Annotated in this window: 24 protein-coding genes; 15 read left to right on the plus strand and 9 right to left on the minus strand. The window is 71.8% G+C overall.

Translation table 11 applies throughout. From position 1 onward, the window contains the following. Nucleotides 1-123 precede the first annotated feature (123 nt). Nucleotides 124-1158: a L,D-transpeptidase family protein gene (locus ACK8N7_RS12825; RefSeq protein WP_403216285.1), complete on the plus strand. Its 1035-nt coding sequence runs from the start codon at nt 124-126 to the stop codon at nt 1156-1158. A 212-nt stretch (nt 1159-1370) separates the two neighbouring features. Here ACK8N7_RS12825 and ACK8N7_RS12830 read toward each other — a convergent pair whose 3' ends face one another. After that, on the minus strand, nt 1371-2477 hold the full coding sequence (locus ACK8N7_RS12830; RefSeq protein ID WP_500442345.1) for a hypothetical protein: 1107 nt from the start codon (nt 2475-2477) through the stop codon (nt 1371-1373). After that, nucleotides 2477-3256 carry an RNA polymerase sigma factor gene (locus tag ACK8N7_RS12835; RefSeq protein WP_403216283.1) on the minus strand — a complete coding sequence of 260 codons (780 nt, stop codon included), beginning with the start codon at nt 3254-3256 and terminating at the stop codon, nt 2477-2479. The genes ACK8N7_RS12830 and ACK8N7_RS12835 overlap by 1 nt, the downstream gene beginning before the upstream one ends. A gap of 326 nt (nt 3257-3582) precedes the next feature. On the opposite strand from ACK8N7_RS12835, the gene ACK8N7_RS12840 reads away from it, so the two are divergent. Next, on the plus strand, nt 3583-4596 hold the full coding sequence (locus ACK8N7_RS12840) for a UDP-N-acetylglucosamine--N-acetylmuramyl-(pentapeptide) pyrophosphoryl-undecaprenol N-acetylglucosamine transferase (protein ID WP_403216281.1): 1014 nt from the start codon (nt 3583-3585) through the stop codon (nt 4594-4596). A 155-nt stretch (nt 4597-4751) separates the two neighbouring features. Then, nucleotides 4752-5777 carry a flavin monoamine oxidase family protein gene (locus ACK8N7_RS12845; RefSeq protein ID WP_500442347.1) on the plus strand — a complete coding sequence of 342 codons (1026 nt, stop codon included), beginning with the start codon at nt 4752-4754 and terminating at the stop codon, nt 5775-5777. Nucleotides 5778-5968: 191 nt separating this feature from the next. On the opposite strand, the gene ACK8N7_RS12850 is transcribed toward ACK8N7_RS12845, so the two are convergent. The 3 genes from ACK8N7_RS12850 to ACK8N7_RS12860 all read right to left on the minus strand — a co-directional run bounded on the left by ACK8N7_RS12850 (nt 5969) and on the right by ACK8N7_RS12860 (nt 9252). After that, the gene (locus ACK8N7_RS12850) at nt 5969-6547 is read right to left on the minus strand and encodes a hypothetical protein (protein ID WP_403216277.1); all 579 of its coding nucleotides are present in this window, start codon (nt 6545-6547) and stop codon (nt 5969-5971) included. Nucleotides 6548-6613: 66 nt separating this feature from the next. After that, complete coding sequence (locus ACK8N7_RS12855) at nt 6614-7423, minus strand: DUF4328 domain-containing protein (protein WP_500442349.1); 810 nt, start codon at nt 7421-7423, stop codon at nt 6614-6616. 218 nt (nt 7424-7641) lie between these two features. Next, on the minus strand, nt 7642-9252 hold the full coding sequence (locus tag ACK8N7_RS12860; protein WP_500442350.1) for a beta-N-acetylhexosaminidase: 1611 nt from the start codon (nt 9250-9252) through the stop codon (nt 7642-7644). 466 nt (nt 9253-9718) lie between these two features. On the opposite strand from ACK8N7_RS12860, the gene ACK8N7_RS12865 reads away from it, so the two are divergent. From ACK8N7_RS12865 to ACK8N7_RS12910, 10 genes are all read left to right on the plus strand, one after another. After that, nucleotides 9719-10243 (plus strand): 2-oxo-4-hydroxy-4-carboxy-5-ureidoimidazoline decarboxylase, encoded by a 525-nt coding sequence (locus tag ACK8N7_RS12865; protein ID WP_403216271.1) that lies wholly within the window; start codon nt 9719-9721, stop codon nt 10241-10243. 228 nt (nt 10244-10471) lie between these two features. Next, nucleotides 10472-10852, plus strand: coding sequence for a succinate dehydrogenase, cytochrome b556 subunit (gene sdhC / locus ACK8N7_RS12870; RefSeq protein ID WP_031127342.1), 381 nt, complete (start codon nt 10472-10474; stop codon nt 10850-10852). A gap of 5 nt (nt 10853-10857) precedes the next feature. Further along, a complete protein-coding gene (locus ACK8N7_RS12875; RefSeq protein WP_403216269.1) occupies nt 10858-11340 on the plus strand; it encodes a succinate dehydrogenase hydrophobic membrane anchor subunit in 483 nt (160 codons plus the stop codon). A 29-nt stretch (nt 11341-11369) separates the two neighbouring features. After that, complete coding sequence (gene sdhA, locus ACK8N7_RS12880) at nt 11370-13124, plus strand: succinate dehydrogenase flavoprotein subunit (RefSeq protein ID WP_403216267.1); 1755 nt, start codon at nt 11370-11372, stop codon at nt 13122-13124. Then, nucleotides 13124-13891 carry a succinate dehydrogenase iron-sulfur subunit gene (locus ACK8N7_RS12885; protein ID WP_403216265.1) on the plus strand — a complete coding sequence of 256 codons (768 nt, stop codon included), beginning with the start codon at nt 13124-13126 and terminating at the stop codon, nt 13889-13891. The genes sdhA and ACK8N7_RS12885 overlap by 1 nt, the downstream gene beginning before the upstream one ends. A gap of 145 nt (nt 13892-14036) precedes the next feature. Then, nucleotides 14037-14648, plus strand: a complete 612-nt coding sequence (locus ACK8N7_RS12890) for a hypothetical protein (RefSeq protein ID WP_500442353.1) — start codon at nt 14037-14039, stop codon at nt 14646-14648. Nucleotides 14649-14735: 87 nt separating this feature from the next. Beyond that, complete coding sequence (locus tag ACK8N7_RS12895; RefSeq protein WP_500442355.1) at nt 14736-15491, plus strand: hypothetical protein; 756 nt, start codon at nt 14736-14738, stop codon at nt 15489-15491. A gap of 95 nt (nt 15492-15586) precedes the next feature. Then, nucleotides 15587-16027 (plus strand): hypothetical protein, encoded by a 441-nt coding sequence (locus ACK8N7_RS12900; protein ID WP_500442357.1) that lies wholly within the window; start codon nt 15587-15589, stop codon nt 16025-16027. Then, nucleotides 16024-16455 carry a thiol-disulfide oxidoreductase DCC family protein gene (locus ACK8N7_RS12905; protein WP_032756523.1) on the plus strand — a complete coding sequence of 144 codons (432 nt, stop codon included), beginning with the start codon at nt 16024-16026 and terminating at the stop codon, nt 16453-16455. Before ACK8N7_RS12900 ends, ACK8N7_RS12905 begins: the two co-directional genes overlap by 4 nt. Before the next feature lie 9 nt (nt 16456-16464). Next, on the plus strand, nt 16465-17235 hold the full coding sequence (locus tag ACK8N7_RS12910; protein ID WP_500442358.1) for a TetR/AcrR family transcriptional regulator: 771 nt from the start codon (nt 16465-16467) through the stop codon (nt 17233-17235). 41 nt (nt 17236-17276) lie between these two features. Here the strand turns inward: ACK8N7_RS12910 and ACK8N7_RS12915 are convergent, their stop codons facing one another. From ACK8N7_RS12915 to ACK8N7_RS12925, 3 genes are all read right to left on the minus strand, one after another. Further along, nucleotides 17277-18830, minus strand: a complete 1554-nt coding sequence (locus ACK8N7_RS12915) for an ABC transporter substrate-binding protein (RefSeq protein ID WP_403216254.1) — start codon at nt 18828-18830, stop codon at nt 17277-17279. 278 nt (nt 18831-19108) lie between these two features. After that, on the minus strand, nt 19109-20518 hold the full coding sequence (locus ACK8N7_RS12920) for a metallophosphoesterase (RefSeq protein WP_403216369.1): 1410 nt from the start codon (nt 20516-20518) through the stop codon (nt 19109-19111). Nucleotides 20519-20551: 33 nt separating this feature from the next. Continuing rightward, nucleotides 20552-20797, minus strand: a complete 246-nt coding sequence (locus ACK8N7_RS12925; RefSeq protein WP_015610857.1) for an SCO4848 family membrane protein — start codon at nt 20795-20797, stop codon at nt 20552-20554. A 133-nt stretch (nt 20798-20930) separates the two neighbouring features. Between ACK8N7_RS12925 and ACK8N7_RS12930 the strand changes: the two genes are divergently transcribed. Continuing rightward, on the plus strand, nt 20931-22346 hold the full coding sequence (locus tag ACK8N7_RS12930; RefSeq protein ID WP_403216252.1) for a D-alanyl-D-alanine carboxypeptidase family protein: 1416 nt from the start codon (nt 20931-20933) through the stop codon (nt 22344-22346). Here ACK8N7_RS12930 and ACK8N7_RS12935 read toward each other — a convergent pair. Then, nucleotides 22343-23287 carry a YihY/virulence factor BrkB family protein gene (locus tag ACK8N7_RS12935; RefSeq protein ID WP_403216250.1) on the minus strand — a complete coding sequence of 315 codons (945 nt, stop codon included), beginning with the start codon at nt 23285-23287 and terminating at the stop codon, nt 22343-22345. The genes ACK8N7_RS12930 and ACK8N7_RS12935 overlap by 4 nt on opposite strands. 186 nt (nt 23288-23473) lie before the next feature. Between ACK8N7_RS12935 and dprE1 the strand changes: the two genes are divergently transcribed. Then, complete coding sequence (gene dprE1 / locus ACK8N7_RS12940; protein ID WP_500442360.1) at nt 23474-24850, plus strand: decaprenylphosphoryl-beta-D-ribose oxidase; 1377 nt, start codon at nt 23474-23476, stop codon at nt 24848-24850. Nucleotides 24851-24877 lie beyond the last annotated feature (27 nt).

Raw genomic sequence — 24877 nt, forward strand, 5'->3', positions numbered from 1 at the left:
GATCACCGGGCAGGACGGGCATCCGTCAAGGGAAGCGCCGGTGAGGCGCCGGACCGATCGGGCGGTCGGACGGTCGGACCGGACGAAGGCTTGGGGGAAGCGGGGATGTCGGGGATGGCAGAGATGGCCGACAGGAACGTGGGCGCGGAGAGCGACGCGTACGCCGGCGGGGGCGACGGCCCGTACACGCGGGGGCTCCAGGGCAGCGACCCGTACACACGGAGGAACCGGCGCGGCAGGCGGGCGGCCGGGGTGACCGCCGGGGTGCTCGTGACAGCCGCCCTGGCGGCGGGGTGCGGGCCGCAGGACCCCGGGGCGGACGCACGGCGGCAGCCACCGGCCCGGGCCACCACCGCGCCCGCCTCTCCCACCCCCTCGCCCACCGACGACGGCAAGGGCGGGACCGGCACGGCCGAGCCGTCCCCCAGCACCCCGCCCGTGAGCCCGTCGGCCCCGCCCACCGCACCGCCCATCGCACCGCCCACGCCCTCCTCCCCCGCACCCCGGCCGAGCACCGCCCCGCCGCCCCAGGTCCTGATGCGGACCGGGTCCGAGGGCGCCCAGGTGCGGGAGTTGCAGGCCCGGCTGCGGCAGATCGGGCACTTCGGGCGCAACCCCACCGGCTACTACGGCACGGTCACCGCCGACTCCGTACGGTCCTTCCAGGCCAAGCGCGGCACGGAGGCCACCGGCTCCACCGACGCGGACACCTGGCGGAAGCTGCAGTCCATGACCCGTACGCCGACGGCCGACGAGCTCGACCCGCCGACCGAGCGGCCGGTGGCCGAGCCGGACAAGCGGTGTCTGACCGGCCGGGTGCTCTGCATCAGCAAGAAGAGCCGGACCCTGGCGTGGATGATCGACGGCCGGGTCGTCTCGGCGATGGATGTGCGCTTCGGCTCGGAGTACACGCCGACCCGTGAGGGCGAGTTCCCGGTGTACTGGAAGTCCCGGGACCATGTGTCGACGCTGTACGACACCCCGATGCCGTACGCCCTGTTCTTCAGCGGCGGCCAGGCCGTGCACTACTCCGCCGACTTCGCGGCCAACGGCTACGGCGGTGCCTCGCACGGCTGTGTGAACGTCCGGGACAGGAAGAAGGCCGCGGCCCTCTTCGACCACGTGAAGAACGGCGACAAGGTCGTCATCTACTGGTGAACGCGGTACGGGGAGAGAGGGCGCGGGCGGGACCGGGGGAACGTGTCCCGCCCGCGCCGATGCGCTGAGCCGAAGGTACGGGGGGAACCCCGGCTCGTCGCGCTGCCGATGACCAGTCGGCTCACTCTGTACTGCGCCCGGCCCCCGAAAAACGTCACACTTGACCGAAACCCACTCGGTGCCGGGTTGCCGTACGGGGAGGAAAGCGCAGGTCAGCGGGCAGGAAGGGCTGTCGGCGCGGAGGTCGCCGCCCTCAGCGGCGCCGCCGCCTCCGACTCCGCCCGTATGCCGGCATCGCCCCGGCGGTCGCTCTCGGCGAGGGGCGGAGCGGGTTCGAAGGAGACGGGCGGCAGCGAGCCGCCGTCGCCGTCACCCGGTCCGTCGTCGTCCCCGCCTCCGCCGGAGCCCCCGGAGCCGCCGCCGTTCAGCAGCCGGTCGCAGAAGCGCTCCAGGTTCTCCTCGCCCTTGGCGAGCTGGACCAGCTGGCGCCGGCTCCGCTCGTCGAGGGTGCCGGCGCGGAAGGCCTTGCAGGCCTTTACGGACTTCTCGTACCACTTGCCGCCCTGGTCCCGATCGTTGTCGGAGCCGTCGGGGTGCTCCTCCTGGCCGCCGGGGCCCTTGGAGGCGTCCTCGCGCCCCGAGTCTCCGGGGCGGTTGCTCTCCCCCGTACCGTCGTCGTCCGTCTCCGTGCCGCGTCCGCCCGGCTCCGGATCGGCGGGCTCCTCGGAGGCGCCGGGCCGGTGGCTCTCGGGCGGGGCGACCGGATCGGGGTCGGCGGGCGGGGACGGTTCGGCCGCGGCGGAGGGGTCCTCGGCGGGCAGCCCGGACACCAGCGGTTCGGGGGTCGCCGCCGATACGGAGGAGGCGGGCGCGGGTGAGTCGTTGCCGCCGAAGGGGCCCGGGAGGACCCCCGTACCGGCGGCGACCGCCACTCCGCCGAGCGCGCAGCCCGCGAGCGAGACGGCCAGGCCGAAACGGACCGGGCGGCTCCAGCGCGGGCGGCGGGGCGGGGCGGCGGGGGCGGCGCCGATGTGGACGGAGTGCAGCGTTCCGGGCTGCCCGGGGAGCGCGGCGCCCGCGCTCCGCCCGGCGAGCCGGTCGCCGCCGGCCCGGGTGGCCTGCCGGAACGCGGTGAGCACGGCGTCCTCGCCGGGGAGTTCACCGGCCGGGGCGCGGCGGACGGCACGGGCCGCGCCGAGTGCTTCGGTGAGCCGGAGGGCGTTGTCGCGCGCCCGGTCGCCGAGGGGTACGACCGGCTCGCCGCGGAGCAGTTTCTCCGCCGCGTCCTTGTCGAGCCACTCGTCCTGCTCGTCGGCCATCACATGTCCCTCTGCGTCCACGGTCGCGAATGCGTCACACCGGGAGTGACCCCCGCGGGCGCTGCCGGACCGGCCCTACCGGGGCGCTGAGAGGGTACGGCACCGAGCTCCGCACCGCCGCCCGCGCCCTGACCTGCGTCGCGCCCGGAACCCTGGGCCGGCGCCCGGTCCCCGTCCTCGGGACCGCCGCCCGGGGCGGGCGCACCGGCGGGGCGGGGCGAGTCCGGGTGCTCGGAACCGAGGAGTTCGGCGAGGCGCTTGAGGCCGCGATGGGCGGCGGTCCGTACGGCGCCGGGGCGCTTGCCGAGGGTCTGGGCGGCGCTCTTCGCGTCCAGGCCGACGACCACGCGCAGGACGACGGCCTCGGCCTGGTCCTGCGGGAGCTGGGCTATCAGGGACATCGTGCGGTCGGTGTCGAGCGCCTCCATGGCGTCGCCCGCGGTGTCGGACTCGGCGGGCCTGCCCGTGAGCTCCGTCTCGTCGCCCCCGATCGCGGGACGGCGGCTGCGCATCCGCAGATGGTCGAGCGAGCGGTTGCGGGCGATCCGGGCCGCCCAGCCGCGGAAGCGGTCGGCGTCCCCGCTGAAGCGGTCCAGGTCGCGCGCTATCTGGAGCCAGGCCTCGGACGCGACATCCTCGGCGTCCGGCTCGCCCACCAGCGTCCGTATGTAGCCCAACAGCCGTGGCTGTACAGCGCGGTACACAGCACGGAAGGCGTCCTCGTCCCCGTCCTGTGCCGCGAGCACCGCGGCGGTCAGCTCCGCGTCGTCCCCCAGCACTCCCTCAACCCGCCCTGCTGTCCTCAATCGCAGCTGGTCACCACTGCTGCGCCACTCTGCGCGACTCAGCACGCTACGTGCTCGGCAGGGGTCACGTCCATGACTTGTACAACTCGCAACAATTCGCGGCCCTCGGTGCGGTGTGACAGAAAACGCAGTCGCGGCGCTGAGATGAGTACGGGGTCGTGCTGCGACCCCGTGGAAGACGGCCGGGGCCTCTCCTGTGGGGGGTGGCGGCCCCGGTCGTCGCTCCTCTTCGCCTGAGCTCGGACCAGGCACGCCCCTGGCCGCTGAACCCCTGGTCAGCCGGGCCTGGACTGCCCCGGGTGAATACCGCGCCCCGATCACCCTCCGTCCTCCGCCTGATCGTGACGGGCGGTGGCACCGGCGGTCACACGTATCCCGCTCTCACCGCGATCCGCACCTTGCAGGCACGCCCGGCGGCTTCCGGCCGCACCCTCGACGTCCTGTGGATCGGAACGGCGGAGGGCCTGGAGGCCCGGGTCACCAGCGCGGAGGGCATCCCCTTCACGACCGTCGCCACGGGCAAGATCCGGCGTCACGCGAACCCGCTGAAGATGGTGTCGCCCGCCAACGTCCGGGACATGGCGCGCGTGCCGCTCGGGGTCGTCCAGGCGCGCAGCGCGGTCTCCGGTTTCCGGCCGGACGTCGTCCTCGCGACGGGCGGTTACGTCGCCGTGCCGGCCGGGCGCGCCGCCAGGATGTGCCGGGTGCCGCTGGTCCTGCACGAGCAGACCGCCCGCCTCGGCCTCCACAGCTTCGACCGGCGGCTTCCGACGGTGTACGTCACCGGAGGCGCACAGGGCTCGCAGCAGATCAATGACGTGGTCGGCGGCGAACTGCCGTGGCTGCTGGAGCGCGCCAACGTGGTGCACCAGTGCGGTCCGGTCCATGTCGCGGCACTGTCCGCCCGCGCCGCAGGAACGCCCGCCGACATCGCCGCCCGGTATCACCTCACCCCGTTCGTCGGACCGGAGCTGCCGGACGTCCTGGCCCTGGCAGATCTCGTGATCTCCCGTAGCGGCGCGGGCACCCTGGCCGAGCTGACCGCCCTGGGCAAGCCCGCCGTATTCATCCCGCTCGCGACGGCGGCCGGGAACGAACAGGCCCACAACGCCCGCCACCTGGAGGAGTCCGGGGCGGCGGTCGCCCTCCTCGGCGAGGTCACCGGCGGGCACCTGCGGGAGGCGGTCGGGCCGCTCCTCGACGATCCGGCGAGCCGGGAAGCGATGGCGGCGGCGGCCAGGGCGCGCGGTCGCCCGGATGCCGCGGAAAGGCTCGTGGACGTGATCCTGTCCGCAGCGGACGAAAGGGCCTAGGGATACCGCCCGCCGGGGCAGCGGCGTGACGTCCCCGGCGGTTCGGTCCGGCCGGGGGCGGCGGCTGGTTCGGCCCCGGCCAGCAGCTCGTCGAGCGCGAGCTCAGGCGCTACTCCATCGGCACCACCCTGGACGTCGCCCCGACCGTCGCCGTCATGCCGGACGGGAACGGCTACCGGAGCGCACCGCCCGAGGAGACCTTCGGCAGACTCGGAACCCTGTTCGACGAGTTCTACGCGGGCTCCGCCGAGTACTTCGAACGCCCCCTGGAGCCGCTCCACCGCAAGGACCTGCTGCGGACCGTGGACGGCCTGTCGCTGGCGGACCGCATCAAACAGCTCGACCTGTCCCCCGTGGACCACCAGTGGGTGGCGGGCTCCACCGCGCCCTTCGCGGGCAGCGACGACTGGGGCGGGCTGACCGGCCTGGCGCAGTGGTACCAGCTGGCCGGCGGGACGTACGACGGGTTCCACTCGACCATGAGCCTGCGGCCCGACGGGGGCATGACCTCGGTGCTGTCGGCGATGTTCGCCGAGTCCGGGGCGGTGGTACGGCTCAACTCGCGGGTCACGTCCGTCAGCAGGGCCGGCGCCTGGACGCAGGTGCGCCTCAGCGGCGGGCAGGCGTACCGCTCGCGGGTGGTGGTCGTCGCCACCCCCGTCAACACCTGGAACACCATCGCCTCCACCCCGGGCCTGCCGAAGGTGCACACCGACGCGACCCGCGAGGGCGTCGGCGTACCGCACGCCACCAAGGTGTGGCTCCATGTGCGCGGCAGCTCGGAGGCGGTGTACGCGCAGTCCGACGAGACCGGCCCGATCCAGCTGCTGCTCCCGCAGCAGGAACTCCCTGGCGGACGGCTGTACGTCGGCTTCACCGGCCCCTCGCTCGACGTGTCCGACCGGGCGGCGGTCCAGGCGGCCGTACGGCGCTTCATACCCAAGGCCACGCTCGTCGGCCACCGGGTGATGGAGTGGAGCAAGGACACATACGCGCGCGGCGGCTGGGGGCTGCGCCGGCCGGGCCAGCTGCTGCGCCAGCTGGCCGCCATCCAGGAGCCGCACGGACAGCTCGTCTTCGCCGGCTCCGACATAGCGAGCGGCTGGTACGGGGCGTTCGTCGAGGGCGCGATCGAGTCCGGCCTGCGCGCCGCCGACCAGGCTGTGACCCTGGCACGCTGACGGCCGCCACCGCCGTCACCGCTCCCCTCCCGTCGCATGTGCGCCGGGGGGGAACAGCCATGGCTCCCTCCCGGCGCTCGCGTACGGGAGGGAGCACGGCACTCGCGTACGGCAGCGCAACCGTCGAATCTGCCTCCCGGCGCCCCTGTACGGGAGGGGGCCCGCGCCTGTACGGGAGGGATCCCTCGCCGTCAGCCCCGGATGCGGGCTCGGCGGGACATCACCGCGCGCAGCACCCGGCGCCCCTCCGTGGACAGGTCCAGGGCCTTGCGCACCCCGGCTCCGCTGCCCGCCGTGCCGGCGGTCTCCGCGAGGATCTCCAGGATCCGGACCTGCCGCTCCAGCTCCCCCGCCACCAGCGGCCCGGCATCGGCCGCCGCCCCGCCGCGCGCCGCCTTCAGCAGGTCGGCGTCCTGCGGGGCGCCCCCGTCCGGGGCGTCGAACCGCCCATGGATCTCCAGCGCGACCAGCGAGCAGGCGTCCGCCCACTCCCGCAGCGGCGCGGGGGCGAAGTCGGACGGGGCGGCCCCCAGCATCGCGCGCACCCGTGCGGCCGGCCCGTCGGTGACGGACTCGTGGTCCATCGCCGTACGGACGGCCGTGAGGCGGATGGCCCATTCCCGCCCGTCCTCACAGCTCGCCCAGAGCGGTCGCAGCGGCTCGGCCCCCTCCGGCCCCGCCAGCAGTGGCAGGCAGCGGTCCAGGCAGGCCACGGCGCTGGCGGCGAGCGCTCGCTCGTCGGCGCGTTCGATCAGTTCCAGCAGACTCATCGACGTCTCCCTCGGTCTATCGCGTACTGCGCCGAATGGCCGAAAAGCGTCACTTCTGAGCGGCTGTCACCGGTGAGCGCCCGGGACCGCCGGGGCGGGAACCGGGGGCTGCGCCGCGCGCTCCACCTGCATCCGGGTCAGGGCGCGGACGAAGAGGAGGGCCACCACCGCGGCGACGATCTCCAGCGCGTCGGCGGCCGCCACCAGCCAGAGGCCGTCCGGACCCGCCACGCTGCCGGCCCTCCGATCGGTGATCTGGTCGGCGAGGACCGACGCCACCCACAGGCCCCACCAGAAGTTGAGCAGTGCCCGCGACACCGCGACCCGGCCCCCCTCGGGGCTCACGGGGGCGCTGCCCGTCCAGATCCCGTCGGCCACCCGGTAGGGAAACCAGAAGTTGGCCACGGGGACGAACCAGCTGCCCACGGCCCACCCGGGGCCCATCTTCTGCACGCTCGGGTCGAAGACCTCGGCGTTCCGGCGGGTCCGGTGGAACCAGAGGATGAAGAGGACCCCGGTGACCAGGAAGCCGGTCGCCTGGAAGTTCGTGGTGATGTCGTGGAGCTGGTCGGCCCACTGGACCCGGCTGTCCTGGGCGGCCGTGTCGTCGGCGTCGGCGCCCCCCTGCCACATGTTCCGCAGGTGCAGCCCGGTGCCGATGGCGGCCAGGTCGGTCGCGATGACCGTGCCCAGCAGGGCGGTGACCGCCCAGGACAGACCGACGGGCGAGCGCGGCCAGTCCCCGACACGCCAACCGCCGGGGCCGACGGCGGCGGGCGCGAGATGGTCCGGCAGCGGGGGCCGGGTGCCCGAGCAGAAGGTGCAGAGGCCGTCGTCGGTGACGGCCGTTCTGATGCGGCAGCGGGTACAGAGCATGAGGCGTTCCCCCCAGGGCGTGGTCGTGGTCGGTGACCCCTCACGTCCTCCCCGGGAAGCGCGCGGTCGGCGGACCGTAGCCCGTGGACAGCTCCGCTGTCCAAAGGCTTACGGCCCGCCGGACCCGCGGGCTCCCGGACCCCCGGACCCGCCGGACCCCCGGGCTTCCGGACCCCCGGCTCCCGATCCCTGCGGTCTCCCGGCCGCCCCGGGGGCCGTCAGCCCGCGCTGCCCGTCCGGGCCGCCAGCTCCTGGAACTGTGCCCAGGTCAGCGCCGGCTTCCGCGGGTCCCAGAGCTTCTGCGAGGTCGCGACGAGCGGCAGCCTGATGCCGTCGGCGACCTGCTGGGTGGTCTGGGCGTTCGGCAGGTCGCCCCAGACGGCGAACCGGCCGCCGAGGATCTGCGGCGAGTAGCGCTCCGCCACCGGCTCGGTGCCGCGCAGCACCATCGGGGTCCACTGCTCGTAGATCCGCTTGCCGGTCGGGTAGACGAAGTCGTTCGGCTCGCCGAGCACGTAGTACAGGAACTCGTCGTTGAGGTTGAGCATTTTGTAGCCCTCGGCGAGGTACTCCTGCGGGGGCCGGGCGCCGATCTCCTTGCCGGTCCAGTACTCGATCTCGATGTTCTTGGCGGCCTTGACCTTCGAGTCGCGGAAGAGGCCGTCGTTCCACGCCTTGGCGGTGCGGCCCTTGGGCTCGACCACTTCGGCCCGGTCGTTGAGCCAGCCGGTGGCGAGGTCCTCGATGGTGGCGCCGGAGCCGTGCTTCTGCTCGGCGGCCCGCTGGAGCTGCGGGTAGGAGGCGGCGGGGTCGCGGACCATCAGCGCCTGGTACTCGTCGGCTCCCAGGTGCCAGTACTTCCCGGGGAACAGGTCCGTGTACTCGTCGAGCAGCTCGTCGATCAGCGTGGCCGCGCCCGGCTTCGAGATGTCGATGGACCCCCGGGACTCCACGCCCTGGGTGTTGCGGAGCTGGAGGTCGGGGTGGGCGCGGAGCACGGCGCCGAGGTGTCCGGGCGAGTCGATCTCGGGGACGACCTCGATGTGCAGACTGTTGGCGAGCCCGACGATGCGGCGGACCTCGGCCTGTGTGAGGGCCTCGTCCGAGACCACCTCGGGGTGGGTCTTCGACTCGATCCGGAAGGCCTGGTCGTCGGAGAAGTGCAGGCCGAGCTGGTTGAGCTTGAGGTCGCCCATCTCGCGCAGGCGGTCCTCTATCCACTCAGCGCTGTAGTGCTTGCGCGCGATGTCGAGGTTGAGCCCGCGCTGCGGCCGGTCGGGCCGGTCGTTGACGACGCCCTCCGGCACGGCCTTGTCCGCCTTGAGCGACTGCTTGAGGGTGCGGGTGCCGTAGAAGACGCCCGACTCGTCGGGGCCGGTGATCCGCACCTTCCGGTCGCGGACGGTGAGCGTGTACGACTCGGCGGGCCCCTTGTCCTTCGCGCCGAGGGCCAGCTCGACGTCGCCCGCGCGGGGTGCCTCGGCGCCCCGGTAGCGGATCTTCAGCTCCTTGGCGAGCAGCTGGGCCTCGTCGGCGAGCACCTGGCTGCCCCCGGCTATGACGACCGTGCTGTCCTTGCCCGGCTGCCAGCCGGGCCCGCGCGCCGCGGTGTGCTCGCGGACCGCGGGGATCGTGCTCGGGGCGCTGGACAGCGGGTAGCTGCGGGAGGGCGACGGGGCGGCCGCCGTGGCGGAGGTCCCGGACGGTGACGCCGCGTCGCGGGAGGGGTGGCTGCCGGAGCCTTCCGGCCAGACGACGACGGTGAGGACGACGGCGGCTGCGGCCGTGACAGCCGCGCCGGTGACGAGGGCACCACGCGTGGGCGACATCGGTCAGATTCCTCCGGGATAGGGGCCAGGGGACAGGTAGGGGGCAGGGATGGGTGAATAGGCTGAAAGGTTGACATTTTTGCCGACGATCTGCCCACCGAGAACATGTGATGAGCAGGTGGAAGCCCGGACACCGCAGGTCAGGCGGCCGCCAAACGTTCCGTAACTCTCCCGTTCGGGTGATTTTTGGCCGATCCCCCGGACGGCCGCCGACCGATCTCGCTAGCGTTACGGCACATTCGTCTCTCCCTCCCCTTCCACCCCGTGCTCTCCTTCTCCTTCCACCCTGCGTGCGCCCCACTTTCACCCCGCGTACGCCCCCGTCGGGCAACCTTGTTGCCCTCCTGCCCCTCTTCAGGGTCACAGATGTCGTTGATTCGAGGAGTCCACGCTGTCCAGGTCCAGCGAGTCCCCCGCCGGCCTGCCGAAGCAGTCCACGCCTCCGGCCGGGGGCTCCGCCATACCCGTGCAGCACCGCCGTCCACCGCAGGTGGGCGGGGTCCCCGGCGTACTGCCGGCTGATCCCGCGGCCGGTCTCGCCCGGTTCAACGAGGCCCCCTTCGCCACCGCCGAGGCCGCGCTCCTGGAGTGCTGCGGCAGCCTCCGCTGGGCCCACCGGATGGCCGCGCACCGCCCCTTCCCGGATCTGGCGTCCCTGCTGGCCGCCTCCGACGAGGCGGGGTACGACCTGGCCCCCCGGGACATCGCGGAGGCGCTCGCCGCCGAGCCGGCCCCCTGTCTGCACCACGACGCGCCCCGCGCCGCCCACCTGGCGCTGCAGGCCGCGCACGCGGCGTACGAGAGCAGATTCGGCCATTCCTTCGTGATCTGCCTGGACGCGTGCCCGCCCTCGCAGGCCGTCGACCAGGTCCTGGCCGGTATCCGGGTCAGGCTGGCGCACGAGGTGGACGAGGAGCGGGCGGTGACCGCCGACGAGCTGCGGCGACTCGCCCGGAGCCGGCTGGTCGAGCTGGTGACCGAGGACTGGTGACCCGGGCGGCGGGCCGGTGGGCCCGGCCCCGGGGAGCGGCGGCCGGGAAAGGGCGGCTCTAGCCCGTACGTGCCTGTTTGATTGCCACTTTGATCACACCAGAGGCCCCGGCGCGAACGAACCGACAAAGCGTCGCTACGATGGCCGGGGCCGGTGGACCGTACCCGGCCGGGTCAGACCGACAGTCAAGCCGGCCGACCCTAATCCCCGCTCCCGGAGGGTTCTTCCGTGCCGGCTGGAACGCTGTACCGCGGCCGGGAAGGCATGTGGTCCTGGGTGGCTCATCGAGTCACCGGTGTCCTCATTTTCTTCTTCCTGTTCGTACATGTCCTGGACACCGCACTCGTCCGCGTCTCCCCGGAGGCCTACGACGAAGTCGTGGCCACCTACAAGACGTGGCCTGTCGCGTTCCTCGAATACGGCCTCGTGGCCGCGATTCTCTTCCACGCGCTCAACGGTCTCCGGATCATCGCCGTGGACTTCTGGGCCAAGGGCCCGCGCTTGCAGAAGCAGATGCTCTGGACCGTGGTGGGCATCTGGATCGTGCTGATGGTCGGGGCCCTGTACCCCGTCCTCGGTCACGCCGTACGCGACATGTTCGGGAGCTGAGGCCCATGTCCAGCGAGACCTCTTCCGCAGCCGCGATCGGCGATGTCGAGGGCGTGAGCCTGTACGACGTCGACCACCCGGCCCCGGTGATCGAGCCCCCGCGCAAGCGCACGGGCAAGACGCCCAAGGCTTCGCGCACCAACTTCGAGATGTACGCCTGGCTCTTCATGCGCCTATCGGGCGTGGTCCTGGTCGTCCTCGTCATCGGTCACCTGCTGATCCAGCTGGTGCTCGACGGCGGCGTCTCCAAGATCGGCTTCGCCTTCGTGGCGGGCCGCTGGGCCTCGCCGTTCTGGCAGGTCTGGGACCTGACGATGCTGTGGCTCGCCATGCTCCACGGCGGCAACGGGCTCCGTACGGTCATCAACGACTACGCCGAACGGGACAAGACCCGCTTCTGGCTCAAGATGCTGCTGTACACCGCCACGGTGTTCACCGTCCTGCTGGGCACGCTGGTGATCTTCACCTTCGACCCGAACATCCGCTAGGCGCCGGGACAGAGGGACCAGAGGAAACCATGCAGATCCACAAGTACGACACCGTCATCGTCGGCGCCGGCGGCGCCGGCATGCGCGCGGCCATCGAGTCGACCAAGCGCAGCCGTACCGCCGTGCTCACGAAGCTCTACCCCACCCGCTCCCACACCGGTGCGGCGCAGGGCGGCATGGCCGCCGCGCTCGCCAACGTGGAGGAGGACAACTGGGAGTGGCACACCTTCGACACGGTCAAGGGCGGCGACTACCTGGTCGACCAGGACGCGGCCGAGATCCTGGCGAAGGAGGCCATCGACGCCGTCCTCGACCTGGAGAAGATGGGCCTGCCGTTCAACCGGACGCCCGAGGGCCGCATCGACCAGCGCCGCTTCGGCGGTCACACCCGCAGCCACGGCGAGGCCCCGGTCCGCCGGTCCTGCTACGCCGCGGACCGCACCGGCCACATGATCCTCCAGACGCTGTACCAGAACTGCGTCAAGGAGGGCGTGGAGTTCTTCAACGAGTTCTACGTCCTGGACCAGCTGATCACCGAGGTCGACGGGGTCAAGAAGTCCGCCGGCGTCGTCGCGTTCGAGCTGGCGACCGGCGAGATCCACATCTTCCAGGCGAAGTCGGTCATCTACGCCTCCGGCGGCACCGGCAAGTTCTTCAAGGTGACGTCCAACGCGCACACCCTGACCGGTGACGGCCAGGCCGCCTGCTACCGGCGCGGCCTGCCGCTGGAGGACATGGAGTTCTTCCAGTTCCACCCGACGGGCATCTGGCGCATGGGCATCCTGCTGACGGAGGGCGCCCGCGGTGAGGGCGGCATCCTCCGCAACAAGGACGGCGAGCGCTTCATGGAGAAGTACGCGCCGGTCATGAAGGACCTGGCCTCCCGTGACGTCGTCTCGCGCTCCATCTACACGGAGATCCGCGAGGGCCGCGGCTGCGGTCCGGCCGGGGACCACGTCTACCTGGACCTGACCCACCTGCCGCCGGAGCAGCTGGACGCCAAGCTCCCGGACATCACGGAGTTCGCGCGGACCTACCTCGGCATCGAGCCCTACACGGACCCGATCCCGATCCAGCCGACCGCGCACTACGCCATGGGCGGCATCCCGACCAACGTCGAGGGCGAGGTGCTGGCCGACAACACCACCGTCGTCCCGGGCCTGTACGCCGCCGGCGAGGTCGCCTGTGTCTCCGTGCACGGCGCCAACCGCCTGGGCACCAACTCGCTGCTCGACATCAACGTCTTCGGCAAGCGCTCCGGCATCGCCGCCGCCGAGTACGCGGTGAAGAACGACTTCGTCGAGCTTCCCGAGAACCCGGCGCAGCTCGTCGCCGACCAGGTGGAGCGGCTGCGCAACTCCACGGGCACCGAGCGCGTCTCGACGCTGCGCCTGGAGCTCCAGGAGTGCATGGACGCCAACGTGATGGTGTTCCGCACCGAGCAGACGATCAAGACGGCGGTCGACAAGATCGCCGAGCTGCGCGAGCGGTACCTCAACGTGTCCATCCAGGACAAGGGCAAGCGGTTCAACACCGACCTGCTGGAGGCCGTCGAGCTGGGCAACCTGCTCGACCTGGCCGAGGTCATGGCGGTCTCCGCGCTCGCCCGCAAGGAGTCCCGCGGCGGTCACTACCGCGAGGACTACCCGAACCGCGACGACGTCAACTTCATGCGCCACACCATGGCGTACCGCGAGGTGGCCGCCGACGGCGCCGAGTCGATCAGGCTCGACTACAAGCCGGTCGTGACGACCCGCTACCAGCCGATGGAGCGTAAGTACTGATGGCTACCCCGACCCTGGACAAGACCGACAAGGCCGAGGCCGGCTTCGCCGACTCTCCGTTCATCACGGCCACGTTCCGGATCCGCCGCTTCAACCCGGAGGTCTCCGACGAGGTTCAGTGGCAGGACTTCCAGATCGAGATCGACCCGAAGGAGCGTGTCCTCGACGCCCTTCACAAGATCAAGTGGGAGATCGACGGAACGCTGACGTTCCGCCGTTCCTGCGCGCACGGCATCTGCGGCTCCGACGCGATGCGGATCAACGGCAAGAACAGGCTCGCCTGCAAGACGCTGATCAAGGACATCAACCCGGACAAGCCGATCATGGTCGAGGCCATCAAGGGCCTCACGGTCCTCAAGGACCTCGTGGTCGACATGGACCCGTTCTTCCAGGCGTACCGCGATGTCATGCCCTTCCTCATCACCAAGGGGAACGAGCCGACCCGCGAGCGTCTGCAGTCGGCCGAGGACCGCGAGCGGTTCGACGACACCACCAAGTGCATCCTGTGCGCCGCGTGCACGTCCTCGTGCCCGGTCTTCTGGAACGACGGCCAGTACTTCGGCCCGGCGGCGATCGTCAACGCGCACCGCTTCATCTTCGACTCGCGCGACGAGGCCGGTGAGCAGCGGCTGGAGATCCTCAACGACCGTGACGGCGTGTGGCGTTGCCGCACCACGTTCAACTGCACGGACGCCTGCCCGCGTGGCATCGAGGTCACCAAGGCGATCCAGGAGGTGAAGCGCGCGCTCATCACGCGTCGCTTCTGACCCCTCCCGGGTCCGCCCGGCACCTTCGCAGGCCCCGCCCGCCGCGGTCATCACGACCGAGGCGGGCGGGGCCTGTTGCTCCGCCCGGCCGGTGCGGGCGGTACGGTCGTGCGGAGCTGAAGACGCACAGAGAACGGGGATCCCCATGAGCGAGCCGAATCCGTCACCGGGCGACGCCTACAAGTGGGGTCCTCCCCAGCAGCCCGGCCACCCGCCGACGATGGCCGAGGGACAGGGCTACGGACAGGCTTACGGGTACCCGGCGCCGGGTGCCACGCCGGCGTACGGCTATCCGCAGCCGCTGCCCGAGTCGGCGACGCAGCCCGGCCCCGGCTACGGCTACCCGAACCCGGCGCAGCCGACGATGCCCGGCCAGTACCTCCCCGTACCGCAGGGCGTGCCCGGTCAGGGCGGGGTCCCGGTGCTGTCGATCGGTGACATCACCGTCATGAGCGACGCGATCGTCACCCCGTCCGGGACGATGCCGCTGCGGGGCGCGGTCTGGACGGCGACGGACATGTCGCGCACCGAGGAGAAGATCCCGGCGCACGCGATCGTGCTGGCGATCATCTTCGCCCTGTTCTGCCTGATCGGCCTGCTGTTCCTGCTGATGAAGGAGAAGCGGACCGTCGGGTTCGTCCAGGTCACGGTCACCAGCGGCGGCCGGCACCACGGCACCATGATCCCGGCGATGGGCCCGCACACCTTCCCCGCCGTCATGGGCCAGCTCAACCAGGCCCGCTCGATGAGCGCCTGAGCTCCGGGCCGCGGCCATGGCGCGTTTCGAGCACATTGTCACCGTCGCCGCCCTGGACCGCCACTGGTTCGAGGAGGCCGCCGGGCCGTGGTGGACCTCTTCGAGGGATCCCGGGAGCAGGGCGGCGCGATCCTGCTGTCCGACGGGCGCCCGATACACGGCCTCCGGCTGCTGAAGGGGCGTCACCTGAAGCCGGGGGTGCACTACGGGGACGCCCCCGAGGAGGGCGAGAAGCCCGGTCCGGCGGGCACCCCGGTGGCGTCCGGCCCGGCGGGCGCCCCGGTGGCGCAGGAGGCCACCGTCCTGCGCGAGTGGCGGCCCTCCCGCACCGCCCAGGTGGAGAGCCTCATGGCGGAGGAGTCCATGGTCGTACGGGTGGGGGTGCGGCTGCGCGAGCCCCGGACCCCCAGGGCGCTGGAGGTGTCCCTCGACGGGCACAACCCGAAGGGCGGTTCGCTGTACCGCTTCTCGGGCCGTGCCAGGGCCGACCCGCACGCCTGGTGGGCGGCGCTGGACCGGCCCTCGTCGGCGCCCCCGGCCGCCCGGGCCCCGGTCACCGGCAGGGTGGTGCACCGGCTGGCCAAGGCCCGTCTCACGGTGACCCCGCGCCCGGCCGAGGACGGCTCCTGGCAGGTCTCCGTCGTGCTGAGCGTGCGCGGGCGGTGGCTGCTGCGGCCGGTCGCGGCGCTGGCGCCGGCCTTCGCCCGGAAGCCGGTCGAGCGGGGCTTCCGGGAGGCGGTGGACTCCTCTGCCGAGGAGTGGGCCGAGATGCCGGCGGAGCTGCCGTCGCTGCACGGCGAGGCGCTGCGCGCGGAGATCGCGGACGCGCTGACCGCTCACTGACCACCTATCCGCGGACCCCTTCTTGAACATGTTCAAGAAGGGGTCTACAGTCATGCCCACAAGCATTTTTGAACGCGTTCAAAGGAGGGTGGGGCATGGACCTCACTGTTGTCGCGTACGTGGTCTACCTGCTGATCAGCGGGGCGCTCACCGTCTGGGTCGCCCGCACGCTCAGCCGTAACGGGCGGGTCTTCCTCGCCGATGTGCTGCAGGGGAACGAGAAGCTGGCCGAAGCCGTGAACCACCTGCTGGTGGTGGGCTTCTACCTGGTCAACCTCGGGTTCGTCACGCTCTACCTCAAGAACTCCGACGGGGTGGCCAACGCCCGCGAGCTCTTCGAGGCGCTCTCGGTGAAGGTGGGCGTGGTCCTGCTGGTGCTCGGCGTCATGCACCTGGTCAACGTCTATGTGCTCAGCCGCATCCGCCGCCGCAGCGCACTGGAGCGCGAGCAGACCCCGCCCGTACCGCCTCAGGGCTGGACGCCGCCGGGGGCCCAGGGCCCGTGGTCGGCCCCCGCGCCCGCGCCCGGGCAGTGAGTCCGGTGACCGCGAACGCCCCCGTCCGCCGGCTCACCGTGCTCTACGACGCGCAGTGCCCGCTCTGCACCCACCTGAGGCACTGGCTCCAGCGGCAGCGGCAGCTCGTCCCGCTGGACCTCGTACCGGCCGGATCGGCCGAGGCCCGGCGCCGGTTCCCGGAGCTGGACCCCGCCTCCACGTACGAGGAGATCACCGTGGTCGGCGACCTGGGGCAGGTCTACCGGGGGACGTCCGCGTGGATCGTCTGCCTGTGGGCACTGGCGAAGTACCGCTCGAAGGCCCACTGGCTGACCACTCCGGCGGGGGCGCCCTTCGCCCGGGGGACCGTGCTCGCGGCGGCGAAGTACCGCTCGGTGACGGCGGCGCGGTGCGGGCCGGGGCAGGCGTGCACCGTGCCGCCGGGTGGGCAGTGGGCTCCCCGCTAATCTGGGGCCGTGGTGAAGGAAGAGAAGAACGTGCAGGAGAACGGGGCCGCGAAGCCCGCCAAGGCCGGCAAGGCCGCTCAGTCCGGCAAGGCCGCGAAGAGCGAGCAGACCCGCACGCTGATTCTCGAAACGGCGCTCCGGCTCTTCGCCGAGCGGGGGTACGACCGGACGACGATGCGGGCGATCGCGCAGGAGGCGGGCGTCTCCGTAGGGAACGCCTACTACTACTTCTCCTCCAAGGAACACCTGGTCCAGGGGTTCTACGACCGTATCGCCGGCGAACACGCGGCGGCGGTGCGGCCCGTCCTGGCGGACCGGCCGGAGCTGGCCGACCGGATCCGGGGGGTGCTGCTGATCTGGCTGGACGTGGCGGAGCCGTACCACCGGTTCGCCGCCCAGTTCTTCAAGAACGCGGCCGACCCGGAGAGTCCGCTCTCCCCGTTCTCCGACGAGTCGGTGGCGGCCCGCGAAGCGGCGATCTCCATCCACCGGGAGACCCTCGCCGGTTCGAGCACCAAGAGCGATCCCGAACTGGCACCGCTGCTGCCCGAGTTGCTCTGGCTGATGCAGATGGGTCTGGTGCTGTTCTGGGTGTACGACCGCTCACCGGGCGCGGAGCGCAGCCGACGGCTCGTCGAGCGCACCGCGCCGATCGCCGCACGGGCGATCGCGCTCTCCCGGTTCCGGGTGCTGCGACCGCTCGTACGGCAGGTTCACGCGCTGCTGGTGGAGTTCATGCCGGGCCCGGCGGCCGGGAGCGAGCCCCGGCCGGCCGGCTGACCGGCCGATGTCCCGGCCCGGGAGGCCGGGACATCTACCCGTCAGATCCAGCTGAGTTCCCACAGGCGCCAGAAGCCGGTGCCGTCGGAGAGGTACTGGGACCCGGCGACCTCCGACTTGGCGACGACGTAGTCCTTCTTCTGCCAGAGCGGCAGCAGCGGTACGTCCTCGCCCACCAGCTTCTGCATCTCCTTGAAGTCGTTGGAGGTCCGGCCGCGGTCGCTGAACTGCTGCGTGGCGGTGATCAGCCGGTCCATCTGCTTGCTGGAGTAGCCGCTGTGCAGGACGTTGCCGGTGCCGACGAGCGGCTGGCTGAAGGTGTCGGGGTCCGGGAAGTCGGGGAACCAGCCGACGGTGTACATGTCGTACTCACCGGCCGCGTAACCCTTCTGGTAGCGCGTCCACTCCACGCCCTTGACCGAGACCTTGAACAGCCCGTCCTTCTCCAGCTGGCGCCGCAGCTCGGCGGTCTCCTTGGTGTACATGTCGCCCTCGCGGTAGGCGAAGTTGACGGCGACCGGCGTTTCCACGCCGGCCTGCTGGAGCAGCTGCTTGGCGCGCTTGGGGTCGGACGTGGGGTAGGCGTCGAAGAAGGGGGTGCTGTGCCCGATGTAGCCGGTGGGGATCAGCGAGTACAGCGGCTCGACCGTGCCCTGGTAGACCTTGCTGACCAGCGGGCCCCGGTCCAGGAGCGCGGCGACGGCCTGGCGGACCTTCTTCTTGCCGAACGGCGAGTTCTCGCGGGTGTTGAAGATGATGTTGCGGATCTCGGCGCTGGCCGCCTCGGTCACCCGCAGCTCCGGGTCGCCCTCGTCCAGCTCGGCGAGCTTGGAGGCGGGCAGCTGGCGGTGGGCGATGTCGACCTCGCCGCTGTTCCAGGCGGTCAGCAGGTCCTCGGACGCCTTGAAGTAGCGGATGTCGACCGCTTCGCCGATCTTCTTGAGCGCGCCCTTGTACTTGAGGTTCGGCACCAGCTCGGCGCGGGTGTCCGGCTCGTACGAATTGAGGACGTAGGGGCCGGAGCCGTCGACCTGGTTGCCCTTGCGGAGCTCGTCCTTGGGGTACTTGGTCGAGTCGACGATCGCCGCGGCGCCGGTGGCGAGCTTCTGCGGGAAGGTCGCGTCCTTGCCGGAGAGGTTGAACGTGATCGTGCGACCCTCGGTGGAGACCGTGTCGAGCGTGGGGAAGAGACCCGCGGGGCCGACGTCCGACTTGATCGCGAAGATCCGGTCGAAGGAGTGCTTGACGTCCTCGGCGGTGATCTTCCGGCCGTTGGAGAAGGTCAGGTCGTCACGGAGCTTGCACTGGTACGTCTGGAGCTTCTGCCCGACGAACGCGCAGCTCTCCGCGGCGTCCGGCTCCGGCACGATCGCCCCGGGCTTGAAGGTCATCAGCGACTGGTAGATGTTGCTGTAGATCGCCCAGGAGCCCGCGTCGTACGCACCGGCCGGGTCCAGGGAGGTGACGATGTCCGATGTCCCGACAGTGATCGCGTCGGTCTTCGCCTCCCCCGTCGGGAGCAGTTGCCAGGCGCCGACGCCTGCGATGACCAAAACCGCGAAAATCGCGAGAATCCGTACCCGGACCGACCGCATTGCCGTGCTCTCCCTTACCAGCCCCACTACGGCAGTTGCGCTCAGACACGCATACCGCCGCACGTTCGCGCTTACCCAATCACACGATTTTCACATCTGGAAGAGTAAATGGGGCGCTCACAGCCTTTTGTTGGACACGTTCGACACAGCGTGTCCGAAAAGGCCGTTTCCCGCCTCCGACCTGCGGTTTTCCGTAGCGGAGCGTGACGTTACGGTGCAGTTTTGTTGAAGATCGCATGATCGCAACCGCAACGCATCCGGAGGCGGGAGGGCTGGGTCTAGGCCTGGCGCGAGGCGAGTTCGACGACCGTGATGTCGGCCGGGGCGCCGACCCGTACCGGCGGTCCCCAGGCGCCCGCCCCGCGGGAGACGAACAGCTGCGTGTCGCCGTACCGTTCGAGCCCGGCGACGGTCGGGTTGGCCAGCTCGGCGAGGTAGTTCCCCGGCCAGAGCTGTCCGCCGTGGGTGTGGCCGGAGAGCTGGAGGTCGACGCCGTGCTCGACGGCGTCGTGGATGACGACCGGCTGGTGCGCGAGGAGGACGGCGGCCCGGGAGCGGTCCCGGTCGCCGAGCGCGCGGACGAAGTCGGGACCCTGGCCCTCGGTCTCCCCCGCGATGTCGTTGACCCCCGCGAGGTCGAAGCCGCCCAGCTCCGCCCGGGCGTTCTCCAGCGGGATCAGCCCCAGCTCCCTTACGTGGTCGACCCACTGGGCCGCGCCGGAGAAGTACTCGTGGTTGCCGGTGACGAAGAAGCTGCCGTGCCGTGACCGCAGCCCGGCCAGCGGTTCGGCGGCGGAGCCGAGATCGGCCACGGACCCGTCGACCAGGTCACCGACGACGGCGACCAGGTCGGGCGAGGTGGAGTTGATCGTGTCGACGATGCGCCGGGTGTGGGCGCGGCCGAGGATCGGGCCGATATGGATGTCGCTGACCACGGCGATCCGGAAGCCGTGGGCGGCGCGGGGCAGTTTGGCGAGCGGCACGGTGATGCGCTGGACGCTCGGCCCGCTCAGCACGTTGTGGGTCCCGTACCCGACGGTGGCGAGCCCGGCGGCGGCAGCGGCGCCGCCGACGACCCGGGAGACGAAGAGCCGCCGGGAGGGGTGCGTGATTCCCGGGGCGCCGGCCGCCGCTTTCGCTTCCGTTTCCGCCTGCGCGGCCGCTTCCGCATCCCGTACCGCTTCCGCTTCCGGTTCGGCGGGCGGTGCGGTCGCCGGAGTCCGGTCGGCCGGGGTGGCGGGGCGGGGCGGGCCCGCCGGGACGAGTTCTTCCGTACGGGGACGGGTTCCGCTCGCCGTCGCGGCCACGGTTCCGTCCGCCGCCGGGACGGAGGTTCCGGTTCCGGTCGTGGTCCGGGCGGCGGCCGCCGCATCGCGCCGGGCGAGCACCCGGCTCAGGAGCGGGCGGACGGCCTCGCCCACCAGCAGAGCCAGCGTCAGGTACAGCAGGGCGGCCAGCCACAGGAAGCCCGGCCAGGCGAGCACCTGCTGGAGCCAGAAGGGCGCGCCGATCCGGCCGGAGGTCATGGCTCCCAGGCTCAGCAGGGGCAGCACGAAGGCGGCGACGGTGCCCACCTTGCGCAGTGTGCTGCCCGGAGCCGTCGTGTCACCGACGAACCGGCGCCACACATAGCGGTGCACACTCGCGAGCAGCGCCAATACCACGAGCGCCACCAGGACGAAGACCACTGCTGCCATCCGCGCTTACCCACGTTCCTGTCGTCATGCGCGCTCGTCGCGCAAAGCTCTGACGCCACGCAACCCGATCGCGCCGACCACCGTCCCCAGAAGAAAGGACGTGATGGCGAGCAGCAGGTGTACCCAGAAGTACCCGGTCGGCTCTCCCGCGTCGTCGAACGCGAGCCCGCTGCCGTCCTGCCACAGGTTCTTGACGAAAGTGATCCAGATGAACCAGCTCCACACCCCGAAGACGAGCAGGAACCAGGAGACGGGGCGGCTGAGCTTCATGGATCCAGTATCGCCGCCACCCTCCGGGCCCCTCGCCCGGGGTGGCGTCCGAAAGGGGCAGTCCCGGCCGTCCCTCCGGCGGGTCAGCCGGTCGGGGTCCGCATCCACATCTTTGCCCTGTACTTTTTCGACCGTGCCTGCTCTGAAAAAGATCGCTTCGACGGTCATCTCCGCCGCCCTGCTGTCCGGTCTTGCCCTCACCCCCGCGTTCGCGGCCGACAAGGACAAGCAGGACGACAAGCAGCCCAAGCCACCGAGCACGATGTCGAGCCTCGGCGGGGAGCAGCTCGCCAAGACGGGCCCCCAGGTCAACCTGGGACCGGGAGCACCGGTGCTGCCCAAGAAGCTGTCCGGTCGCTCGTGGGTCGTCGCGGACGCGGAGAGCGGCGACATCCTGGCCGCGCACAACGCGCACTGGCGGCTGCCCCCCGCCTCCACCCTGAAGATGCTGTTCGCGGACACGGTCCTGCCCGCGCTCCAGCCCACCACCCTGACCCACACGGTGACGGACAGCGACCTGACGGGGGTCGGCGAGGGCAGCAGTCTGGTGGGCATCAAGGAGGACCACACGTACACGGTCCACGATCTGTGGCTCGGCGTCTTCCTGCGGTCGGGCAACGACGCGGTGCACGTGCTCTCGGAGATGTACGGGGGTGTCCCCAAGACGGTGACGGCGATGCAGAAGCACGCCGAGGAGCTCCAGGCGCTGGACACGACGGTGGTCTCGCCGGACGGCTACGACGCCCCGGGGCAGGTCTCCAGCGCCTACGACCTGACGCTGATCGCCCGCAGCGGTATGCAGAAGAAGGACTTCCGCGAGTACGCGGCGACCGCCTCCGCCGACTTCCCCGGTGAGGAGAAGAAGGGGAAGAAGCGCGAGAGCTTCGAGATCCAGAACACCAACCGGCTGATCACCGGGGACAACGGCGTGGACCCGTACAAGGGCATCGCGGGCGTCAAGAACGGCTACACCACCCACGCCGGCAACACCTTCACCGGCGTCGCCGAGCGCGACGGCCGGGTGCTGCTGGTCACCGTCATGAACCCGTCGGCGGAGGAGAGCCACGCCGTCTACAAGGAGGCCGCCCACCTCCTGGACTGGGGCTTCGCCGCGAGCGGCAAGGTGACCCCGGTCGGCCAGCTGGTGCCCCCGAAGTCCGTGGACACCGGGAGCGCGAACGGCGGGAAGGGCGCACAGTCGGCCGCCGGGGCGGACCAGGGCTCCGGGGGCCAGGCGAAGGCCGCGCACGCGGCGACGGCCGGGCGGGGCTCGGGCGGGGTCGGGATCGCGCTGGCGGTCGTCGGCGGCCTGCTGGTGGTCCTCGCAGCCGGGGTCTTCCTGGTCAACCGGCGCTGGCCGCTGCCGGGCCTGGCCCGCCGCACCCCGGCCACGGCCGATGCGGCCGAGCCCACCAAGCCTGCCGACCCGGCCGAGCAGGACGAGCAGGCCGAGCCGAAGACTTCGGTCGGTGCGACCGAAGCGGCCGAACCGACCGGCCCGACCGCCTCGACCTCAGCCGACCCGACCGGCCCGGCCGAGAAGTCCTAGGCGCGGGTGGAGCCGCCGGGCGCCACGGCGCCGGCGGCATCCCCCGTCCCCGTCTCCGGCGCGTCCTCCGCCCGGCCCACGCCTTCCTCCTCCTTGCTGCCGGTCGCGGTCCAGGCGGCGCAGAACAGCAGCAGTTTCGCGGTGAAGTTGATCCACAGCAGCAGCGCGATCGGCACGCCGAACGCGCCGTACATGCTCTTGCCCGCGACGTCCCTCATATAGCTCCCGAGCAGCAGCTTGAGCAGTTCGAAGCCGACCGCGCCGATCAGGGCGGCGACCACGAGACGGCGCCGGGGCGGCTCGACCCCCGGCAGCAGCGACAGCAGATAGAGCAGCAGCAGGAAGTCGGCGAGGACCGCCACCACCAGCGCGGCCACCCGGAGCAGGACGCCGCCCGCACCGCCCTCGGGGATGCCGATGAGGTCGGCGGTCCACCCGACGGCCGTCGAGCCGGCCGTGGAGACCGCCAGGGTGGCGAGCGCCGCTCCCCCGAGTCCCACCAGCAGCACGGCGTCCTTGAGCTTGGCGACGACCGGGTTGGCCTCCTGGACGTCGTCCAGCTCCCAGACCGCGCGCAGGCACTCCCGCATCGAGCCGACCCAGCCGATGCCGGTGAACAGCAGCAGCGCACCGGCCACCAGACCGACCGTGCCCGCGTTGGCCACCAGTCCGTCGATGCCGAGCTGGTCGGAGATGCCCGGCACCTGATCGGCGATCTTGTCCTTGATGGTGTCGAGCTGCTTGTCGCTCAGCAGCGCGGCCGCGACCGCCGCGCCGACCGCGATCAGCGGGAAGAGCGCCAGGAAACTGATGAAGGTGATCGCGGCGGCGAGCCTGGCCCAGTGGACCCGGTCCAGCCGCTCGTAGGAGCGCCAGGCGTGCGTCTCCATCAGCCGGGAGACGAGCGGCCCGACGACGGGGAGTTTCTTGAGCCAGTCCATGGACCTACGCGTACCCTCCCGGGCCCGGAAAACCGGCGGACCGCACCGAGGACTCTTCCGGACGCGTCCGGACGGAGTACGCGGCGCCCCGGTGCCCCACACTCCGTCACCCATTCCGGTGAGCGATGTAACAAAGGGGACGAATAGGTTTTCCTGGACGATACGCCCGGGGCTACGGTCACGGGCATGTCCGTCGACACGGTGTCCTTGACCGGCTGGGGCCGCACCGCCCCGACCACCGCCGTACGGTTTCGCCCCCGTACGTACGAGGAAGCGGCTGCCGTCGTCCGGGGCCGCGGGCCCCGGGGCGCCATCGCCCGGGGGCTCGGGCGGGCGCCCGGTGACGCGGCGCAGAACGCGGGCGGCTCGGTGCTCGACATGACGGGCCTGGACCGCGTCCGCGCCCTGGACGAGGGGGCGGGAACGGTCCGCTGCGACGCCGGGGTGAGCCTGGAGCGGCTGCTGCGGATCCTGCTGCCGCGCGGCTGGTTCCTGCCGGTCGTGCCCGGGACCGGCAGGATCACCGTGGGCGGTGCGATCGCCTCCGACGTGCACGGCCGCGACCACCCGGGCGCAGGTTCGCTCGCCCGGCACGTCGACGCGCTGGAGCTCCTCACCGCCGACGGCGAGGTGCGTACGGTGACGCCCGGCACCGCCCTCTTCGACGCGACCACCGGCGGCCTGGGGCTGACCGGGGTGATCCTCTCCGCCACCCTCCGGCTGAAGCGCGTGGCCACCCCGTTGATCTCCGTCTCCACCGAGCGGGCCACGGACCTGGACGACCTGCTGGCCCGCTTCACAGCCGGCTTCACGGACGGCGGCGACCGGCTGCCGTACGCCTCCGCCTGGATCGACCTGCTGGCGCGGGGCCGGGCGACCGGGCGCGGCGTCCTCACCCAGGGGGAGCACGCGCCCCTCTCCGTACTACCAGCGCACGCCCGGCGCACAATGCGCGCCCCGCGCACGGCGGCCTACGGCCGGAGCGGCCCGTGGCCCGCCCTGCCGGCCCTCCCCGGCGGCCTGCTGGGCCGGACCTCCGCCGCCCTCCTCAACGAGGTCCGCTACCGCGGCGCGCCCCGCTCCCGGACCGGTGAGCTCCGGACCGCCGCCGCCTTCTTCCACCCGCTGGACGCCCTTCCAGACGCGAACCGGCTGCACGGGCGCGCCGGGCTCGTGCGCTACCGGTTCGCGGTCGGATACGGGCAGGAGGAGGCCCTGCACCGCGTGGTGCGGCGGATCTCGGCGCGGCGGTGTCCCGCGTTCGGGGCCACGCTCCAGCGGTTCGGCGCCCCTTCGCCGGGGTGGCTGTCGTTCCCCGCGCCCGGCTGGACGCTGGCCCTCGACCTGCCCGCCGCCCTGCCCGGCCTGGCCCGCTTCCTGGACGGGCTCGACGCGGAGGTGGCTGCGGCCGGGGGCCGGGTCTGCCTGGCGCAGGACTCCCGGACCCGCCCGGAGACGGCGGCCGCGATGTACCCCCGGCTCGGTGCGTTCCGGGAGCTGCGGGCGGAGCTGGACCCGACGGACGCGTTCCGCTCGGACCTGGCCCGCCGGCTCGGCCTGTGACGTACCTGAGTTCCCGCTCCCCCACCC

It is taken from the genome of Streptomyces griseobrunneus, from assembly GCF_046713465.1.
Taxonomy (GTDB): domain Bacteria; phylum Actinomycetota; class Actinomycetes; order Streptomycetales; family Streptomycetaceae; genus Streptomyces; species Streptomyces microflavus.

Coding starts and splice junctions, on each gene's coding strand:
- ACK8N7_RS12925 (WP_015610857.1), bottom strand. CDS start 20,797: ATGAAGCTCAGCCGCCCCGTCTCCTGGTTCCTGCTCGTCTTCGGGGTG.
- ACK8N7_RS12875 (WP_403216269.1), top strand. CDS start 10,858: ATGTCCAGCGAGACCTCTTCCGCAGCCGCGATCGGCGATGTCGAGGGC.
- ACK8N7_RS12830 (WP_500442345.1), bottom strand. CDS start 2,477: ATGGCCGACGAGCAGGACGAGTGGCTCGACAAGGACGCGGCGGAGAAA.
- ACK8N7_RS12860 (WP_500442350.1), bottom strand. CDS start 9,252: ATGTCGCCCACGCGTGGTGCCCTCGTCACCGGCGCGGCTGTCACGGCC.
- ACK8N7_RS12900 (WP_500442357.1), top strand. CDS start 15,587: ATGGACCTCACTGTTGTCGCGTACGTGGTCTACCTGCTGATCAGCGGG.
- ACK8N7_RS12935 (WP_403216250.1), bottom strand. CDS start 23,287: ATGGACTGGCTCAAGAAACTCCCCGTCGTCGGGCCGCTCGTCTCCCGG.
- ACK8N7_RS12915 (WP_403216254.1), bottom strand. CDS start 18,830: ATGCGGTCGGTCCGGGTACGGATTCTCGCGATTTTCGCGGTTTTGGTC.
- ACK8N7_RS12825 (WP_403216285.1), top strand. CDS start 124: ATGGCCGACAGGAACGTGGGCGCGGAGAGCGACGCGTACGCCGGCGGG.
- ACK8N7_RS12855 (WP_500442349.1), bottom strand. CDS start 7,423: ATGCTCTGTACCCGCTGCCGCATCAGAACGGCCGTCACCGACGACGGC.
- dprE1 (WP_500442360.1), top strand. CDS start 23,474: ATGTCCGTCGACACGGTGTCCTTGACCGGCTGGGGCCGCACCGCCCCG.
- ACK8N7_RS12890 (WP_500442353.1), top strand. CDS start 14,037: ATGAGCGAGCCGAATCCGTCACCGGGCGACGCCTACAAGTGGGGTCCT.
- ACK8N7_RS12850 (WP_403216277.1), bottom strand. CDS start 6,547: ATGAGTCTGCTGGAACTGATCGAACGCGCCGACGAGCGAGCGCTCGCC.
- ACK8N7_RS12845 (WP_500442347.1), top strand. CDS start 4,752: ATGCCGGACGGGAACGGCTACCGGAGCGCACCGCCCGAGGAGACCTTC.
- ACK8N7_RS12885 (WP_403216265.1), top strand. CDS start 13,124: ATGGCTACCCCGACCCTGGACAAGACCGACAAGGCCGAGGCCGGCTTC.
- sdhA (WP_403216267.1), top strand. CDS start 11,370: ATGCAGATCCACAAGTACGACACCGTCATCGTCGGCGCCGGCGGCGCC.